The following is a 16,102-nucleotide window of genomic DNA, read 5'->3' as shown; positions in this document are numbered from 1 at the left end:
GCTGGTTATGTCGGACAAGAAGCCAACGCGCGGTTTCCAGGGTGCGGTGCTCAAGCTGTTGCGGGCAGGCGACTATCGGCTGACCGTCACCGGAAAACGCGAGGTCAGCCCGCATTACGTTCGGCTGAGCTTCGATGCGGGCGGCATGCTCGCCGACCGGCCCCTACACCCGACGATGTGGATCCGGATGTGGTTCGCCGACGGCGACAAGCTGCATCAGCGCGGCTACACGCTGGTCGACCCGAACCCTGCGGCCGACACCGTCGATATCGAGTTCGCGTTGCACGACGGCATCGCCTCGCACTGGGCGGAGAACGCGCAACCGGGCGACACGATCGAGGTGACGGTGCTCGGCAGCAATTTCACGCTGCCTGAACCCTCGCCGGCCGGATACGTGATCGTCGGTGACACCGCATCGCTGCCCGCCATCAACTCGCTGCTGAGCGCGATCGGCGACACCCCCGCGCGGGTGTTCCTCGAGGCGGCGCATGACGACGACCGGCAGCTTCCGGTCGCCCGCAGCAAGGACGTCATGTGGGTGGACCGCAAGAACGCCGGCGAGGCGCTCGTCGAAGCCGTTGCCGCGGCGGCGTTCGACGCGCCCGATCACTTCGGATGGGTCGCATGCGACAACCGCACCACTCGCGCGGTGGCCAAGGTCTTCCGCGAGGACTACAAGATCTCCAAGAAGTCGATCAAGGCCCAGGCGTACTGGGTCGCCTGACGGCTCCGGGCGCTACCGGCTGACCTGACGGCCCGGCTAGATCGTCCGCTCCCGCTCGCCCGGCAGGACGATCGGTACGACGAACTCCTCGAGCATCGACCGCTCGTCGGCCTCGTCGTGGCCGGGGAACAGCATCAGCGACGTCATGACCCGCACCAGCCACCGCGCGCGATGCGCGACCAACTCTTGGTCGTCGGGACCCAGCGAGATGACGAACGCCTCGGTCAACGCCTTGATCACCTCGGACTCCTCGGCCATCTCCGCGCCGATCGGTCGCTGGGTGGTGGCGAACCACGACGCCAGGGCCGGGCTTTCGCGGACGTTGCGCAACGAGGCGATCATGCCCTCAATCAGGCGCTCGCGGGGATCGGTCAGCGCATTGATCTGTTCGGTCATCTCGCTGTAGAGCCGGTAGCTCTCACGGTGCACATACGCGGTGTAGAGCGCCTCGCGGTTTTCGAAGTAGCGGTACAGCGTGGCACGTGAACACCCTGCCGCCGAAGCGATTTCGTTCATCCCGACGGTGGCGGCCTCTTTCTGGGTGAACAGTTCGCCCGCCGCGTCGAGGATCCGATCGGCGGCCACCTCGGTGCGCCGCGCCGCCAGCCAGTCGCCGGCCATCAGGCGGTCACCTCGAACGGTACGGACAGTGGCCGGCGCACGTAGCTGCCGCCGGCCCAGACGATCTTGCTCTCGTCCACCTCGAATTCCGGAATGCGGGTCAGCAATTCGGTGAGGGCGACGCGCGACTGCATACGCGCCGCGGCCGCGCCGAGGCAGTGGTGGGCGCCGTGGCTGAAGGTCAGGATGTTGCGCGGCTTACGGGTCACGTCGAGTTCGGATGCGTCGTCGCCGAACTGGCGCTCGTCACGGTTGGCCGACGCGTAGAGGAACAACACACGCCTGCCCTCCGGAATCGTGGTGTCGGCGACCGTCACGTCACGGGTGACGGTGCGGGCCAGCCCCTGCACCGGGGAGGTCATGCGCAGAAACTCATCGACGGAATCCGGTATCAGATCGGGGTTTTCGGTGAGCAGGCGGCGCTGATCGGGTCGCTGGTGAAGCAACTGCACCGAACCGCCCAGCATGCCGGTGGTCGTGTCGTTGCCGCCGGTGACCATGGTGAAGGTGAACGCGAGTATCGACAGCACACCGGCGATGTCGCCGTCGGCGCCGACGCCCGCGGCAACCAGATGCGAGACGGTGTCGTCCTCCGGTTGCACGCGGCGTCGTTCGATGAGATCGGTGAAGTACGCCATCATCTCGCCCAGGTTGTCGCCGAGCGTCTCCAGCGCACCGCCGATTCCGCCCTCCGTGGTGTTGGCGGCGACGATCGCCTCGGTCCAACCGTCGAACTTGTCGCGATCGGCCTCCGGAACACCGAGGTAGTGGGCGACCACCATGGACGGCAGCGGCTTGAACAGTTCGGCCACGATGTCGCCGCCACCGTTGCGCTTGATGCGCTCGATCCGTTCGACGACGTACTCGCGCACCTTGGGTTCGACCGCTTCGACCTGCCGCGGCGTGAACCCCCGCGACACCAGCTTGCGGAACTCGGTGTGCACCGGCGGGTCCTGCATGACCATCGGCGGATTGTCGGCCAGCCCGATCAGCTCGAGTTCGCCGTAGTTGACCGTCAGCCCCTGCGCCGACGAGAACGTCTCGTGATCGCGTGCGGCGGCCCAGATGTCGGCGTGCCGCGACATGACGAAGTAGTCGTGATCGGGCCGATCGCGCGGCACCACATGATGCACCGGGTCGTGATCGCGCAGCGCGCGGTACATCGGCCACGGATCGGCCCACGTGTCGGCGTCGGCGAGCTGGAATCGAACCGGCGTGTCATGAGACAGAGTAGCCGTCACGTCTCATTCGTATGACAGAAGCACAGGGGCTGTCAATAGGGATTCCCTTACCGGGCGATGTCGCCCCGGCCTCTGAGTCGCCATTTCTGCACCACGGTCGTGGTTTTCGCGCAGTCGCGACCTTGCCGCAGAAATCGACATCAGACGTCAGATCGCGGCGCCGGGGTTGAGGATGTTGTCCGGATCCAGCGCCTGCTTGATCCGCCGGTTCAGTTCCATCGCCTCGGGACCGATCTGACCCGCCAGCCAGGGGCGCTTGAGCCTGCCGACGCCGTGCTCGCCGGTGATCGTGCCGCCGAGGCTGACGGCCAGATCCATGATCTCGCCGAACGCGTGGTGGGCACGTTCGGACATCGCGGGATCGGCGGGGTCGTACACGATCAACGGGTGCGTGTTGCCGTCACCGGCATGGGCGATCACCGAGATCATCAGTTCGTGGTTGGCCGCGATCTTCTCCACGCCGCTGACCAGATCCGCCAGTGCGGGCAGCGGAACCCCGACGTCCTCGAGCAGCAGGGAGCCCTTCAGTTCGACGGCGGGGATGCAGAACCGCCGCGCGGCGACGAATGCCTCGCCCTCGTCGGGGTCCGATGTCGAGAACACTTCCTTGGCGCCGTGTTCGGTGAAGACGTCGGCCATGAACTGCGCGTCCTGGGCGCCGGACGGCCCACGGTCGTCGGAGGCGGCCACCAGCATCGCGGCCGCGTGGCGATCGAGGCCCATCTTCAGCTTGTCCTCGACGGCGTTGATGGAGGTGGCGTCCATGAATTCCAGCATCGAGGGCCGGATCTTTCCCGTGATCGCGACGACGGCCGTGGCGGCCGCCTCGACCGAGTCGAAGGTCGCCACCACCGTGCACGCCGCCGACTGCGCAGGCAGCAGTTTCAGCGTCACCTCGGTGACCACCCCGAGCGTTCCCTCGCTGCCGACGAACAACTTGGTCAACGGAAGGCCGGCAACGTCTTTGAGGCGCGGACCGCCGAGCCGCACCGCCGTGCCGTCGGCGAGCACCACTTGCAAGCCGAGCACGTAATCCGTTGTGACGCCGTACTTAACGCAGCAGAGGCCGCCGGCATTGGTGGCGACGTTGCCGCCGATGCTGCAGATCTCGAACGACGACGGGTCCGGTGGGTACCACAGTCCGTACTCTGCGACCGCCTTCTTGACCTCCGCGTTCAGCAATCCGGGCTGGACCACGGCGGTGCGCGTCACCGGGTCCACGGTGATGTCACGCATCTTCTCCGTCGTCAGCACGATCGCGCCGTCGAGGGCTGACGCGCCACCGGACAGGCCGGTGCCCATACCGCGCGGCACCACCGCCGTCCTGTTGGCGGTGGCCCAGCGCAGGACCGCTTGCACATCCTCGGTCGTGCGCGGTCGGACCACCGCCAGCGGTGTGCCCGCGTTCGGGTCGAAGGCCCGGTCCTGGCGATATGACCCCAGGATGTCCGGATCGGTGACAACGGCGCCCTCGGAAAGCGCGTCCACCAGATCGGCAAGGGGGGAGTCCACGACGCAATGGTACGAGCCGGCGTGGGTTGCGAGTCCGCCGTCGAGTCGCGGCGGCCCGAAAACGAACCCAGGTGCGAAAACGGCGGGATATAGTTCCGCGGTGATCAGCGGGGATCCGCTGGCGGGACGTGACGGCGAACTGGCAGCCATTCGCCGCGCACTCAGCGGGGGCAGTGACAAAGCAGGCGTCGTGATCGTCGGCGCGGCGGGGGTGGGCAAGACGCGGCTCGCGCGCGAGGTGCTGCGGGTCGCCGAACGCGCGGGCGAGCGCACGAATTGGGTCGTCGGCACCGAGTCAGCGCGGGCGCTGCCGCTCGGTGCGTTCACGGCAGTGATCAACGACGCCATCGCCGATCCGATGCCGAATGTCCGTCAGCTGATCAATTCCCTTGTCGCGCAACAGCGCCACGGCCGAACCCTGATCGGAATTGACGACGCGCATCTGCTCGACGGACTGTCGGCGCACGTCGTGCACCAGCTCGCTCAGAGCCGGGCGGCCCGCCTGGTCGTCACCCTGCGCTCGGGTGCCGACGAACCAGACGCCATCACCGCGCTGTGGAAGGATGGCCTGCTCGTCCGCCTCGATCTCGCACCGCTGTCAGCAGACGCGACGCGCACCCTCATCGAGGAGAGCCTCGGCGGCGTCGTGGATGCCCGTAGCGCTCAGCGGTTCTGGAAGCTGACGGGCGGCAACGCGCTGTTTCTACGCCAATTGGTCAAGGACCAGGTCGACGCCGGCCGGATGCGGCAGACGGCGGGGGTATGGATGTGGGACGGCGGCGTCGCGGTCTCGCAGAGCATCAGCGACATGGTCGGCCGCCAGCTGCGCGAGCTGACGCCGGAGGTGGCGCTGGTGGTCGACACCCTGTCGCAATGTGAACCGCTGACGGTCGACGCACTGTGTGACGTCGTGGACCGGGAGGCGCTCGAGGCCGCCGAACGGATGCGGTTGGTGACGGTCGAGCGAAGCGGGGCAGACCTGGTCGCCCGCCTGGCTCACCCGCTGTACGGCGAACTGCGCCGCGCCGCAGCCGGGGAGATGTACCTGTCCAGAATCCGTGGCAGGCTGGCCAGTCGGCTGACCGAAGAGGGGGAGTGCGACGTTCAGGCCACGGTGCGCCGGGGGCTGCTGGCGCTCGAGTCGGACCTGCCGCCGGATCCCGACGTCTTCCTGAAAGCGGCACGCTGTGCGATGACGCTGCTCGACCTCGAACTCGCCGACCGCTTCGCGACGGCCGCCGCGGACGCCGGGTGCGCCGAAGCCGCGGGGGTGCGCGCGTTGAACCTTTTTCTGCTCGGCCGCGGCGCGGAGGCCGAGGACGTCTTGAACCGAATGGCCGTCGACGGTGCGACGAGCGCGCACCAGTGGTCTCTGCTACGAGTGGCCAACCTGATCTGGATGCTCGGCCGCATCAACGACGCGACCGAGGTGTTGGCCCGGCTGGCCGAGGCGCCCGAGACGACAGCCGAGGGGTTCGCACGCATGGCCGCCGAAGCGTGCGTCGACGCCGTATCGGCGCATTGTGAGGTGGCGTTGGAAAAGGCCACGGCGGCACTGGAATCGGGGTCGTTGACGGACTTCGACGCGATGATGGCGTCGGTGGCGTTGACGATGGCGCTGGGGGCGCTCGGCCGAACAGATGAGCTCACCACGGTCGCGGAGTCGGCGCTGAACCGGGCGATGACGTCGTTTCAGGCATCGCACATGCGGTTCTGGTTCGCCAGCGTCTATCTCCGCGCGTGCCGGTTGACCGGGCGCATCGACGAGTGCTCGGCGATGGTGCGGCGAGTGGCCGATTCGGCGGACGAGGTGCCCAGCCTGGCCTACGCCAATCTGGCGTCGCTGCTGGGGCACGCCGAACTCATGCGTGGCAATGTCCGCGACGCCGTGAAGCTTCTGCACGAAGCGCTGGCCGGTGTCCAAAGGCACGGTGTGGCAAGCGGTTTACGCCCGTCCACCGGCTTCGGCCTGGCGGAGGCACACGCGAAACTCGGTGAAGGGCCTGCGGCCGGGGCAGCGATCGCCGAAGCCCGCGAGAGCGTGCCGCCCGACTTCGCGTTCATGCAGACCACCCTCAGCGTCGCCGAAGGGTGGTCGTTGGTCGCCAACGGATGTGTCACCGACGCCATCGCGGTCGTGCGGACAGCGGCGTCGCAGGCCCGCGCGCGCCGTCAGCCCACCCATGAGCTGGCGTGCTACCAGGCGGCGGCGCAGTGGGGCGACACCTCGTGTGCCGCATCCGCGCGTCGAGTCGCCGGCGAACTCGCGCTGCCGTTGGCCGATGCCGTTGCGCGGCATGCCGAAGCGTTGGCCGCCGACGACGGAGAGGGACTGCTCGCCGCCGCTGACGCCTATCGCACAATCGGCGACCGGGCCGCCGCGGCCGACGCCGCCGCACAGGCAGCCGTCGCGTTCACCCGCGCCCAGCACCGCAAGCGCGGGCTGTACGCCGCCGCCGTGGCCAAGGAACTCAGCGACGCCTGCGGCGGACTGTGTACACCGGCGCTGCGAGTGCCCGCCAGCCAACCGCTGACCGGTCGTCAGCGCGAGATCGTTGAGTTCGTCGTGGCCGGGCTGTCCAACCGCGAGATCGCCGACCGGCTGGTGATGTCGGTGCGCAGCGTCGAAGGCCACATCTATCGCGCCTGCCAACGGGTGGGTGCGAACTCCCGTGAGGAACTCGCCGCGATCGCCAGGCAGGGGCCTGGTTGCTAAACCGTTGGCGGACGGTCCAGTTCGCGTAGCGCGGGCAGGAACACCGCGACCACTCCGAGCAGCAGCATCGGCAGCGCGAGCGCCAGGAACGTCACGTGCAGGCCTGCCGAGTCGGCCAGCGGACCTGCCACGATCAGACCCAGCGGCCCGGCCGCGTACGCCAGCGATCCCATCACGCCGACCACCCGCCCGCGCAGGTGCTGCGGAGCCCGAGTCTGCATGACGTAGTTGTAGATCGGCGCGATCGGCCCGTAGACGAGGCCGACGATCGCGGACAGCACGAGGATCAGCGGCAGCGGCGGCAGGAACGCGATCACCGTCATGGCCAGCCCGAGCGTCAGTACCGCGGTCAACATCGTCGCCCGCCGGCTGACGTACCGCGACGACACCGCATAGCCGAGCGCGCCGACCAGCCCGCCGATGCTCAACGCCATCAACACCCACCCGAGCTGCGCCGGTTCGTCGCGGTCGGTGAAGTACTTGGGAAACAGAACCGACTCCATGGGCATGTAGAGCCCGGTCGCCACCAGATCGACGAATGCCAAAGCGCGCAGCACCTTGTTGTGCCAGACGAACTTCAGTCCCTCGACGACGCCCTCCCACACCCCCTCGGGCAGCGAGGTGCGGTCCGGAATGCCGGCTCCTTCCAGTTGCAGCACCGCGATCGCCACGATCGAGAAGCCGAACGCCGCCGCCGTCACCCACATCGTGTTGATGCCGCCGAGCGTCGCGATCAGCACTCCGCCGATACCGGGGCCGACGATGTAGGCGAGGTTGAACACCGCCTCGTAGACGCTGTTGGCGCGGTCCAGCGTCCATCCCGCGCGATTCGCCGCCTCCGGCAGCATCGTCTCGCGCGCGGTCATCCCGGCCGGATCGAAGAAGGCGCCCAATGCGGCCAGCGTGGCCAGCACCGCGACGTTGACCGCCTCGACGCCGAGCGTCAGCGCCAGCACGGGCACGGCGGCCACCGACACCGCGGACAGCGCGTCGGAGATCATCGAAACCCGCCGTCGCCCTAGATAATCCACCGCGGCGCCCGCGATCAGCGTCGCCACCAGAAGGGGCAGCGACCCCGCCATCGCCACGATCGACGCGTCCAGTGCAGATCCGTTGCGCTGCAACACCAGCCACGGAAACGCGACGAGGGATATGCCGTTGCCGGCACCGGCCGTCAGCGCGGCGAACAGGATCAGTAGTAGGGGGCCGCGCCTGCTATTCGTCATGGGTTATCGCGGCAGAATCTAACAGCGCACGGGGCCGCTCGGCACCGGAATTTCGCACCGTGCACAGTGGTGCTGTGCAGCTGTTGCCTCACCCGCGGATCGGTGGGCGGTTCGCGTCGCCGGTTCCTGCCGGTTCGGGCTGGCCGGGTGACCCGGCCACACCGAAGACCGCCGTCGCGGCGGCGGCCGCACAAGTCGAGTCGATGGCCGCGGCGGCGCGATCACTCGACGAACTCGACGCCGAGGTCTCGGTGTGCCGGGCGTGTCCCCGGCTCGTGGAGTGGCGCGAGGAGGCGGCCGTCCTCAAGCGCAAGTCGTACGCCGACGAACCGTACTGGGGCCGTCCGGCACCGGGATGGGGCTCCTCCGAGCCCCGGGTGTTCGTCGTCGGGCTCGCTCCTGCGGCCCACGGCGCCAACCGCACCGGCAGGATCTTCACCGGCGACCGCTCCGGCGACTTCTTGTTCGCGGCGCTGCACCGGGTTGGCCTGGCCAACCAGTCACTGTGCGTGGATGCCGCAGACGGGTTGACGCTCAGGGCAACCCGGGTGGCCGCGGCAGTGCGTTGCGCGCCACCCGCGAACGCGCCGACTCCGGCCGAGCGGGCGACGTGCGCCCCGTGGCTGGACGCCGAATGGCGGCTGACCGCGGCCCACGTGCGGGTGGTTGTCGCGCTCGGCGGGTTCGCGTGGCGGGCGGCGCTGCAGATGCTGCGCACGGGCGGGGTGCCGGTGCCGGTGCCCGCGCCGAAGTTCGGTCACGGCGCCACCGCGCAGCTGGGCGACGTCTCGTTGGTGGGCTGCTATCACCCCAGCCAGCAGAACACGTTCACCGGAAAGCTGACCCCGCAGATGTTCGACGACGTCTTCCGCACGGCAAAAGAGCTGGCGGCCGTCGAGTAGTCCCGCTGAGGAATCGCTGGTCTGCGCGGTGCGGGGAACGTCTCTGCGGTTGAATGCGTTGTGACTGCCATGCGCTTATCAGTCCTCGATCTCGTGCCGGTGCGCACCGACCAGTCGACCTCCGACGCGGTGGCCGCATCGACGCAGCTCGCACAGATCGCCGACCGCCTCGGATACACCCGGCTGTGGGTCGCCGAGCACCACAACATGCCCTCGGTGGCGGCGACCAGCCCGCCGGTGCTCATCGCCCATCTGGCCGCGCACACCCGGCACCTGCGGGTCGGGTCCGGCGGCGTGATGCTGCCCAACCACGCGCCGCTGGCCGTGGCCGAGCAGTTCGCGCTGCTCGAGGCGGCGCATCCGGGGCGCATCGACCTCGGCATCGGCCGGGCACCCGGGTCGGACCCGGTGACGTCGATGGCGCTGCGCGGCGCCGCCGGCCGCGACGACCGTGACATCGAGGCGTTCCCCGACTACCTCGACGACGTCGTCGCGCTGATGAGCGCGCGCGGGGTGCGGGTGCCGATCCCGAACCAGCGCTACATCCTCAAGGCGACACCCGCGGCCGCGAGCGAACCGAAGTTGTGGCTGCTGGGGTCGTCGATGTACTCGGCGCACCTGGCCGCCGCCAAGGGCCTGCCGTACGTGTTCGCGCATCACTTCTCGGGTCAGGGCACCGCGGAGGCGTTGGCCACATATCGCTCGGAGTTCCGGCCGAGCGAGTTGGCGCCTGAACCCGTCACGTTCCTCACCGTCAACGCCGTCGTCGCCGAAACGCACGATGAGGCAACGGCTTTGGCGCTGCCCAACCTCCAGATGATGGCGAGGCTGCGAACCGGTCAGCCGCTGGGCCCGCTGGACCTGGTCGAGGACGCCGAGCAGCAGGAACTCGCACCGCAGGCGCAGCGCATCGCGGAGGCGGCGTTCGGGCGCGCGGTCGTCGGCGATCCGACCGAGGCGGCCGGGCAGGTGCGCGCGTTGGCCGACCAGTTCGGGGTCGACGAGGTCATGATCAACCCTGTGGCGTCGGCCCGCCGCGGCACCGATCCGGCCGCCGCGCCGGCCCGCGACAAGACGCTGGAACTGCTGGCGAAGGAACTGTTCTAGGCCGGGGTCAGCTTGATCACCGGGATCGGCCGTGACGTCCGCTTCTGGTAGCCGATGTAGCGGTCCTTGTTGCCCGGCATGTCGTTGACGATCCGCCAGAGCCGAGAAAAATCGGGATCACCGGGGGCGACTGGTGTGGCGGTCACATTGATGCGCTTTGGTCCGACGTTGATCTCGACGTTCGGATCGGCCTTCAGATTGTGGTACCAGCCGGGCGCTTTCGGTTCGCCGCCCTTGGACGCGACGACCAGGTAGTCGTCCCCGTCGCGGGCGTAGGCAAGCGAATTCGACCGCTGCAAACCGGTTTTCGCGCCGACCGTGTGCAGGATCAGCATCCGCGGTGCACCGGGGAACGTATGGCCGATGCGGCCATTGGTGCCCTTGTAGATCTTGTCGTGCAGCAACAGCATCGGATAGCCGATGTACTTCTCGTACCAGGGCATGCTCATGGGCTCAGTCTTGCGCAGCCGAGTCGAGTTCCGCCAGCGCCTCCCGCAGCAGCCGTCCCGACTCCTCCCGGTCCGGATCACGGCGAAGGAGCATGTTCTTGGCGAACGAGAGCTTGTCTCCGTTCTGCCGAGGCAGCACGTGCAGGTGGATGTGGAACACGGTCTGGAAAGCGGCTTTACCGTCGTTGATCACCACGTTGTTGCCGTCGACGTGCAAACCGGACCGGCGCGCTGCCCTCGCGATGCGCTGACCCACCCGTGCCAACGTGGCGACGGTCTCCGGCGGCGTGTCCGTCAAATCCACCGTGTGCCGCTTCGGAATCACCAGCGTGTGGCCTCGGCTGAACGGACGGATGTCGAGGATGGCCACGACGTCGTCGTCTTCGTAGATGCGGATGGCGGGGGCCTCGCCGGCGACGATGGCGCAGAACACACAGGACATGCCGCCACGGTAGCGGTCAGCCCGCGACGTTCTCCTTCGCCCACTCGGCCAACCGCCGATCTCGCTCCTCCGGCGAGATGTCCTCGACGCGCGCCATCACCGACCAGCGCGTGCCGAACGGGTCGACGATCGACGCGAACCGGTCGCCGGTGACGAACGTCTGCGCCGGCTCGCGCACCACCGCTCCGGCCTGCTCGGCGCGCGACACCACCGCGTCGACGTCCTCGCAGTACAGCGCGATCGAGTGCGTGGCGGGGATCCTCGCGTCCGGCGCGGCGATCTGGTACGCCTCGGCGGGATCGCCCAGTTGCAGGCGGCCGTTGCCGAAGTCGAGTTCGGCGTGCGCGACGGTCCCGTTCGGGTCGTCCATCCGGTCGACCAGGGTGGCGCCGAACACCGAGGTGTAGAAATCGATCGCGGCCGAGGCGCCGTCGACGCAGAGGAACGGGGTCAGGCTGGTGTAGCCCTCGGGAATCTTGTTGACGGTCATGGTCGCCAGTTTGGGCGCCCCGTACCTCGGGGTGATTGGAATTTCGCGACAGTCCGAACGCGGGATGCGTCTGGCGTTTCGTAGCCTCGATTGCATGCGCGAGGGCGGAACGTCGGCGGAGCCCATGCGCGGTGTCGTCGGGCGCGTTGCCGGCGCATCTGTGTACGACCTCGACCGCTGGGCACCGTCGGGCCGAACCGCTGCCTTCGTCGAGCACTTCTGGTCGGTTCGCTGGGATCTCGCCGACGGGAAGCCGTTCACCAGCACGGTGATCACCTTCCCGTCGATGCACATCACCCGCGAATGGGGCAATGACAAAGCGCGCCACGGCTTTGCGTTACCGAACACCTTGGTGCACGGCGTTGTCGATCGCGTATTCGAGACGACGATCCGTGGACGCGGCGCCGTGGTTGGTGCCCGGTTCCATCCAGGCGGCTTCACCGCGCGCTTCGGCCGCGACGCGTCGATCATGACCGGGCGGGTCACGCCCGTGGACGACGGTCTCTTCGGCGGCGCGGTCGAACTCGACGATGACGTCACGTCGGCCGCCGAGCGGCTCGACGAGCTGATCGCGGCACACGGTGCTGAGCTCGACGGAACGTATGTGGCCCTGCGTGATCTGGTTCATCGGATCAGCGACGACGACCGTTTGCACCGGGTGGAACAGGTGATGGAGCTGTCGCCGTGGAGTACACGCACCACACAGCGCGTCTTTCGCCGGTATGTCGGCGTGCCGGTCAAGTGGGTGCTGTGCCGGTACCGGCTGCAGCAGGCGGCACTCGAGATCGAGAGAAACCCGCGCGTGGACTTCGCCGATCTCGCCGTGCGCCTCGGGTGGTACGACCAAGCGCCCTTCATCAACGACTTCCGGACGATGCTGGGGGCCACACCCGGTGAATACGCCGCCCGGCACGGGGTCTGAGCGGTTACGCTGCCGCCGTGGACACCAGCGAGCTTGTCTTCGCGGGCGCCGCTGAGCAGGCCCGGTTGCTGGCCTCCGGCGCAATCACGGCCCCGGAGTTGCTCGGTCACTATCTCGAGCGCATCGCGCGCCTCGACGCGACGCTTCGGTCCTACCGCGTCGTGCTCCACGACAGTGCGCGACGCGAAGCCGACGCCGCGCAAAAGCGGCTGACCGCGGGGGAGCGGTCACCGCTGCTTGGTGTGCCGATCGCGATCAAGGACGACGTCGACGTCGAAGGCGAGACGACGACGTACGGCAGCGCGGCACACGGTCCCGCGTGTGCCCGGGACGCCGAGGTGGTCCGACGGTTGCGCGACGCGGGCGCGGTGATCATCGGCAAGACCTCGGTGCCGGAGATGATGCTGTGGCCGTTCACCGAGACGGTGACGTTCGGCGCGACCCGCAATCCGTGGAACGTCGACTTCGCGCCCGGCGGAAGCAGCGGCGGAAGCGGCGCGGCGGTGGCCGCGGGCCTGGCGCCCCTCGCGCTCGGCTCCGACGGGATGGGCTCCATCCGGATCCCGGCGACATGGTGCGGACTGTTCGGCCTCAAACCGCAGCGGGACCGGGTACCGATGGCACCGCACGACGACGCCTGGAACGGCCTGAGCGTGAATGGGCCGCTCGCGAGGACGGTCGAGGACGCGGCCCTGTTCATGGAGGCGGTGACGGGGGAGTCCGGATTCGTCGCGGCGGCGGAGAAGGATCCGCAACCTCTCCGAATCGCGTTGAGCGACAAGCCCCCGCCGATCTTGATGACCCGAGTGGGGCGCTCGCAGCGTGCGGCGCTGACCGAGGCGGGCGAGCTGTTGCGCGAACTCGGCCACGACGTCGTCGTCCGCGATCCGGACTATCCGGCGTCGGTGATGTTCGATCAGGCGCTGCCGCGTTATTTCCGCGGCTGCTACGACGATGTCCAGACGTTGCCTCATCCCGAGCGGCTCGACGCCAGGACGCGCAGCTTCGCGCGGGTCGGCGGAATGATCTCCGATCGACGGATGAAGGCCATTCGTGAGGCGGAAAGCCGTACGGCCGAGCGGATTCAGTCGATCTATGACGATGTCGACGTGGTGGTCACTCCGGGCACCGCGAGGGGCCCGTCGCGCATCGGCGCGTATCGGCGCTGGGGCATGCTGTCCACGCTGCTGTCGGTCGCCTCGCGAGTGCCGTTCCAGGCGCTGTTCAACGTGACGGGCCAGCCGGCGGCGGCCGTGCCGTGGGGTTTCGACGGCAACGGCGTTCCGACGTCCGTGCAGTTGGTGGGCAAGCCTTTTGATGAGACGACACTGCTCTCGCTCGCCGGACAGATCGAGCGTGCGCGGCCGTGGGCGCACCGCCGACCGCCGGTGTCTTAGGCCATCGCCTCGGCCCACGCGATGTGTCCTTCGAAGCCCAAGCCGTGCGCCGTCGTCCGATAGCGATCGCGGAAGTCGAGATAGCGGGCATGGTCGTTGCGCGCCTGTGCGAGAAGGGCCCGCATACGCAACAGCCAGATGTCGTAGAGCACGATGCCCGGTTCGAGCGGAATCGCGGCCATCTGGTCGATGGCCGACTCGGCCTCGCGTAGGTCATCCGGCCCTACCCGACGAATCAACGCGCGCACAAGTACGTCGGTCATCATCGGGAGGAACATCTTTCCGTCGTCCTCGATCTCCGCGGCGACGGATGCGCGGGCAAGCTCTATGGCCATCTCGAGCTCTCCACGTCGCATCTTGTCTTCCGCCACGAAGGTGTCGACCATCGGGATCGCGGTCCTGGCATATCTGTCCCGATTGGTGAGCTCGCGAGTCTCGGCAAGCAACTGCATGGCCATGGTGGTGGAGTCCGAGCCACCCCTCAACAGCCAGAAGGCGAGATTGGATTTCGCCAGCCCGACCGCAACGTCCTCACCGGTCAGCTCCGCCGAGGCGAGAACGGTCTTCAGCTCAGATTCCATCGCGACCCTGGGCCGGATCGCACCGTTCAGAACCGCCATCGTGTGCGTGTAGTAGATGACGCCGCCGCGGGTGACAGTTTCGGCGCCCGAAGCCATCTCGCACGCTCTTTCGATATCCTCCTGCCAGCCTTCGATTCCCAGGCTCCAACGGGCGAGCGCACGGAAGCCAGTCGTCAACGCAAGCGGGGAACTGGTCGCGATGTCGCCACCGCGCGATGGATCACCTCCGGCGAGCGCGATGGCGTACTCGGATAGACGCAGGACTTCGTGCATTTCGGCGGTTTCCTGCTTCGCGGCGAGGATTACGGTGGCCAGCGCCAGGATCAGGTCGGGATCACCGATCGATTCCAGCAGACGAACCTCTTCGGTGGCGAGCGCGGACGCCTCTCGCCGACGCGCATTGAAGAACGTCTCCATAATGGCGCCGGACAGCGCGATTGCGAGCGAGCGCCGGTCGCCGGCGGCAGTGCACAATTCACGCAGTTCGTCGAAGCCCGTGGCGAACCCGCTGCCCAGCAGCCGGAAGCCGGTTCCGCACAACAGGGTACGGGGCGCGATCTGCATGGCGAGTCGGCCCGGTTCGTCGGCTGGAAGGCGGTCGGCGGCCCGCTGAGCCCGCTGCCAGCTGGTCGCCGCGGCGAGGTTGTCGCGGTTGTTCGCCCACGTCGCTGCGCGCATGTGCCAGTCGAACGCGGCGCGCAGATCGCCCGCGCTCTCGTAGTGCTCGGCAATGAGCGCGGCGTTCTTGTCGGCCGATGCAGGATCCCGCTGTTCGATGATCGCGGCCAGCCTGCGGTGTAATTGCGCCCGCTGCGCCCTCAGCTGGCTCTCGTAGGCGACGGATCGGATCATCGGATGCCGAAACGCGAACACGGGTTCGGGAGAGAACCTCACCTGGTCGACGAGTTCGGTTTCGATCAGTGGCATGACGTCAGGGGTGTCCGTCAGGGCGGCAAGCGTTTCCAAGTCGAACTCCGTCGCGATCACTGACGCGGCGTAAAGCGTTTGTTTCGCAGTAGTGTCGAGTCGGTCGATGCGGGCTCCGATGGCCGCCTGCAGCGTCGCGGGGATGTTCGCCTCGGCGTCCGAACTGTCCAGTCGGTAATTGCCGGGCTGCCCGACGAGCGCACCACGCTCGGCGAGGTCGCGCAGCATCTCCTCGGCGAAGAGCGGATTTCCGGCGGCGCGTTCGGCGATCGTGGTGGACAACGGCGCGACGGACGCGTCCGAACCCAGAAGACCGTCGGTCAGTGTCCGCACGTCGGCACTTCGCAACGGCCGCAGGGCGATTGTTTGAGATCCCGACAGCCGGGCGAGGATGCCGTGGTACTCGGACCGGTGGGTGATGAGCGTCAGCGACGACGTGTGCGGAATGACGGCCAGGAAGTCGGCCAGCAGCGATTCGCTCGCGTCGTCGATCCATTGCACATCCTCGATGATGTAGAGCGCGGATTCGGGACGATCGATGGACGCGGAATTGATGAGTGCGGTCAGTCGCCGCCGCCGGGCCTCCGGGGCAACCTCCGGCATCTCGGTGGTCGCTTCCCTGATACCCATGATGTCTTCGAGCAACAATCGGTCCTCGGCTGTGGCGTCGGCGAATTGACTACGGATATGGACGCGCGCGGCCTCGGCGTCGAGGCCGTCGGTCTGCGTGCCCGACCGCAGGAGACGCGCCAGGACATGGAAGGGGATCTCGCGCGCGAGACCGCAGCGGTCGCTGCCACTCGCGGAATGTTGGTCTTCAGCACCCACTGCGAGTCACATGCGCG

The 16,102-nt window shown here is 68.0% G+C and carries 14 protein-coding genes; 6 read left to right on the top strand and 8 right to left on the bottom strand.

Features of this window, described 5'->3' with window-relative positions:
- The first annotated feature begins 7 nt into the window (after window positions 1-7).
- Window positions 8-724, top strand: a complete 717-nt coding sequence (locus A5698_RS11720; RefSeq protein ID WP_068296705.1) for a siderophore-interacting protein — start codon at window positions 8-10, stop codon at window positions 722-724.
- Between the two features lie 36 nt (window positions 725-760).
- Here the strand turns inward: A5698_RS11720 and A5698_RS11715 are convergent, their stop codons facing one another.
- The 3 genes from A5698_RS11715 to A5698_RS11705 all read right to left on the bottom strand — a co-directional run bounded on the left by A5698_RS11715 (window position 761) and on the right by A5698_RS11705 (window position 4,098).
- Window positions 761-1,345, bottom strand: a complete 585-nt coding sequence (locus A5698_RS11715) for a TetR/AcrR family transcriptional regulator (protein WP_068296700.1) — start codon at window positions 1,343-1,345, stop codon at window positions 761-763.
- Window positions 1,345-2,508, bottom strand: coding sequence for a cytochrome P450 (locus tag A5698_RS11710; RefSeq protein WP_502688908.1), 1,164 nt, complete (start codon window positions 2,506-2,508; stop codon window positions 1,345-1,347). The genes A5698_RS11715 and A5698_RS11710 overlap by 1 nt, the downstream gene beginning before the upstream one ends.
- Window positions 2,509-2,733: 225 nt before the next feature.
- On the bottom strand, window positions 2,734-4,098 hold the full coding sequence (locus tag A5698_RS11705; protein ID WP_068296734.1) for an FAD-binding oxidoreductase: 1,365 nt from the start codon (window positions 4,096-4,098) through the stop codon (window positions 2,734-2,736).
- A 100-nt stretch (window positions 4,099-4,198) separates the two neighbouring features.
- On the opposite strand from A5698_RS11705, the gene A5698_RS11700 reads away from it, so the two are divergent.
- Window positions 4,199-6,814 carry a helix-turn-helix transcriptional regulator gene (locus tag A5698_RS11700; RefSeq protein WP_068296693.1) on the top strand — a complete coding sequence of 872 codons (2,616 nt, stop codon included), beginning with the start codon at window positions 4,199-4,201 and terminating at the stop codon, window positions 6,812-6,814.
- Here A5698_RS11700 and tap read toward each other — a convergent pair.
- Window positions 6,811-8,040: a multidrug efflux MFS transporter Tap gene (tap, locus tag A5698_RS11695; protein ID WP_068296689.1), complete on the bottom strand. Its 1,230-nt coding sequence runs from the start codon at window positions 8,038-8,040 to the stop codon at window positions 6,811-6,813. The two genes, A5698_RS11700 and tap, sit on opposite strands and share 4 nt — an antisense overlap.
- Window positions 8,041-8,099: 59 nt before the next feature.
- Here tap and A5698_RS11690 point away from each other — a divergent pair, with 59 nt between their 5' ends.
- Both A5698_RS11690 and A5698_RS11685 read left to right on the top strand, forming a co-directional pair.
- Window positions 8,100-8,942: a uracil-DNA glycosylase gene (locus A5698_RS11690; protein WP_084792403.1), complete on the top strand. Its 843-nt coding sequence runs from the start codon at window positions 8,100-8,102 to the stop codon at window positions 8,940-8,942.
- Between the two features lie 69 nt (window positions 8,943-9,011).
- Window positions 9,012-10,049, top strand: coding sequence for an LLM class flavin-dependent oxidoreductase (locus A5698_RS11685; RefSeq protein WP_068296686.1), 1,038 nt, complete (start codon window positions 9,012-9,014; stop codon window positions 10,047-10,049).
- Here the strand turns inward: A5698_RS11685 and A5698_RS11680 are convergent.
- Genes A5698_RS11680 through A5698_RS11670 form a run of 3 tightly spaced genes read right to left on the bottom strand, consistent with a single transcriptional unit; the run spans window position 10,046 to window position 11,430 of the window.
- Window positions 10,046-10,492 carry a nitroreductase family deazaflavin-dependent oxidoreductase gene (locus tag A5698_RS11680; protein WP_082964076.1) on the bottom strand — a complete coding sequence of 149 codons (447 nt, stop codon included), beginning with the start codon at window positions 10,490-10,492 and terminating at the stop codon, window positions 10,046-10,048. The two genes, A5698_RS11685 and A5698_RS11680, sit on opposite strands and share 4 nt — an antisense overlap.
- A 10-nt stretch (window positions 10,493-10,502) precedes the next feature.
- Window positions 10,503-10,940, bottom strand: coding sequence for an HIT family protein (locus A5698_RS11675; protein ID WP_067092067.1), 438 nt, complete (start codon window positions 10,938-10,940; stop codon window positions 10,503-10,505).
- Window positions 10,941-10,956: 16 nt separating this feature from the next.
- A complete protein-coding gene (locus tag A5698_RS11670; RefSeq protein ID WP_068296683.1) occupies window positions 10,957-11,430 on the bottom strand; it encodes a VOC family protein in 474 nt (157 codons plus the stop codon).
- A 94-nt stretch (window positions 11,431-11,524) separates the two neighbouring features.
- On the opposite strand from A5698_RS11670, the gene A5698_RS11665 reads away from it, so the two are divergent.
- Window positions 11,525-12,352 (top strand): AraC family transcriptional regulator, encoded by an 828-nt coding sequence (locus A5698_RS11665; RefSeq protein ID WP_068296679.1) that lies wholly within the window; start codon window positions 11,525-11,527, stop codon window positions 12,350-12,352.
- A 17-nt stretch (window positions 12,353-12,369) separates the two neighbouring features.
- Window positions 12,370-13,749, top strand: coding sequence for an amidase (locus A5698_RS11660; protein ID WP_068296677.1), 1,380 nt, complete (start codon window positions 12,370-12,372; stop codon window positions 13,747-13,749).
- On the opposite strand, the gene A5698_RS11655 is transcribed toward A5698_RS11660, so the two are convergent.
- The gene (locus tag A5698_RS11655; RefSeq protein WP_231967382.1) at window positions 13,746-15,902 is read right to left on the bottom strand and encodes an ATP-binding protein; all 2,157 of its coding nucleotides are present in this window, start codon (window positions 15,900-15,902) and stop codon (window positions 13,746-13,748) included. The two genes, A5698_RS11660 and A5698_RS11655, sit on opposite strands and share 4 nt — an antisense overlap.
- Window positions 15,903-16,102: the final 200 nt, after the last annotated feature.

Origin of the sequence: Mycobacterium sp. E136, from assembly GCF_001666865.1 — a bacterium.
Lineage (GTDB): Bacteria > Actinomycetota > Actinomycetes > Mycobacteriales > Mycobacteriaceae > Mycobacterium.
The sequence above is the reverse complement of the archived record's forward strand: the minus strand, read 5'-3'. Positions and strand labels throughout refer to the sequence as shown.

Excerpts from the sequence above, each read along its gene's own strand:
- A5698_RS11720 (WP_068296705.1), top strand. The coding sequence starts at position 8 with ATGTCGGACAAGAAGCCAACGCGCGGTTTCCAGGGTGCGGTGCTCAAG.
- A5698_RS11680 (WP_082964076.1), bottom strand. The coding sequence starts at position 10,492 with ATGCCCTGGTACGAGAAGTACATCGGCTATCCGATGCTGTTGCTGCAC.
- A5698_RS11665 (WP_068296679.1), top strand. The coding sequence starts at position 11,525 with ATGCGCGAGGGCGGAACGTCGGCGGAGCCCATGCGCGGTGTCGTCGGG.
- A5698_RS11670 (WP_068296683.1), bottom strand. The coding sequence starts at position 11,430 with ATGACCGTCAACAAGATTCCCGAGGGCTACACCAGCCTGACCCCGTTC.
- tap (WP_068296689.1), bottom strand. The coding sequence starts at position 8,040 with ATGACGAATAGCAGGCGCGGCCCCCTACTACTGATCCTGTTCGCCGCG.
- A5698_RS11710 (WP_502688908.1), bottom strand. The coding sequence starts at position 2,508 with ATGTACCGCGCGCTGCGCGATCACGACCCGGTGCATCATGTGGTGCCG.
- A5698_RS11675 (WP_067092067.1), bottom strand. The coding sequence starts at position 10,940 with ATGTCCTGTGTGTTCTGCGCCATCGTCGCCGGCGAGGCCCCCGCCATC.
- A5698_RS11715 (WP_068296700.1), bottom strand. The coding sequence starts at position 1,345 with ATGGCCGGCGACTGGCTGGCGGCGCGGCGCACCGAGGTGGCCGCCGAT.
- A5698_RS11685 (WP_068296686.1), top strand. The coding sequence starts at position 9,012 with ATGCGCTTATCAGTCCTCGATCTCGTGCCGGTGCGCACCGACCAGTCG.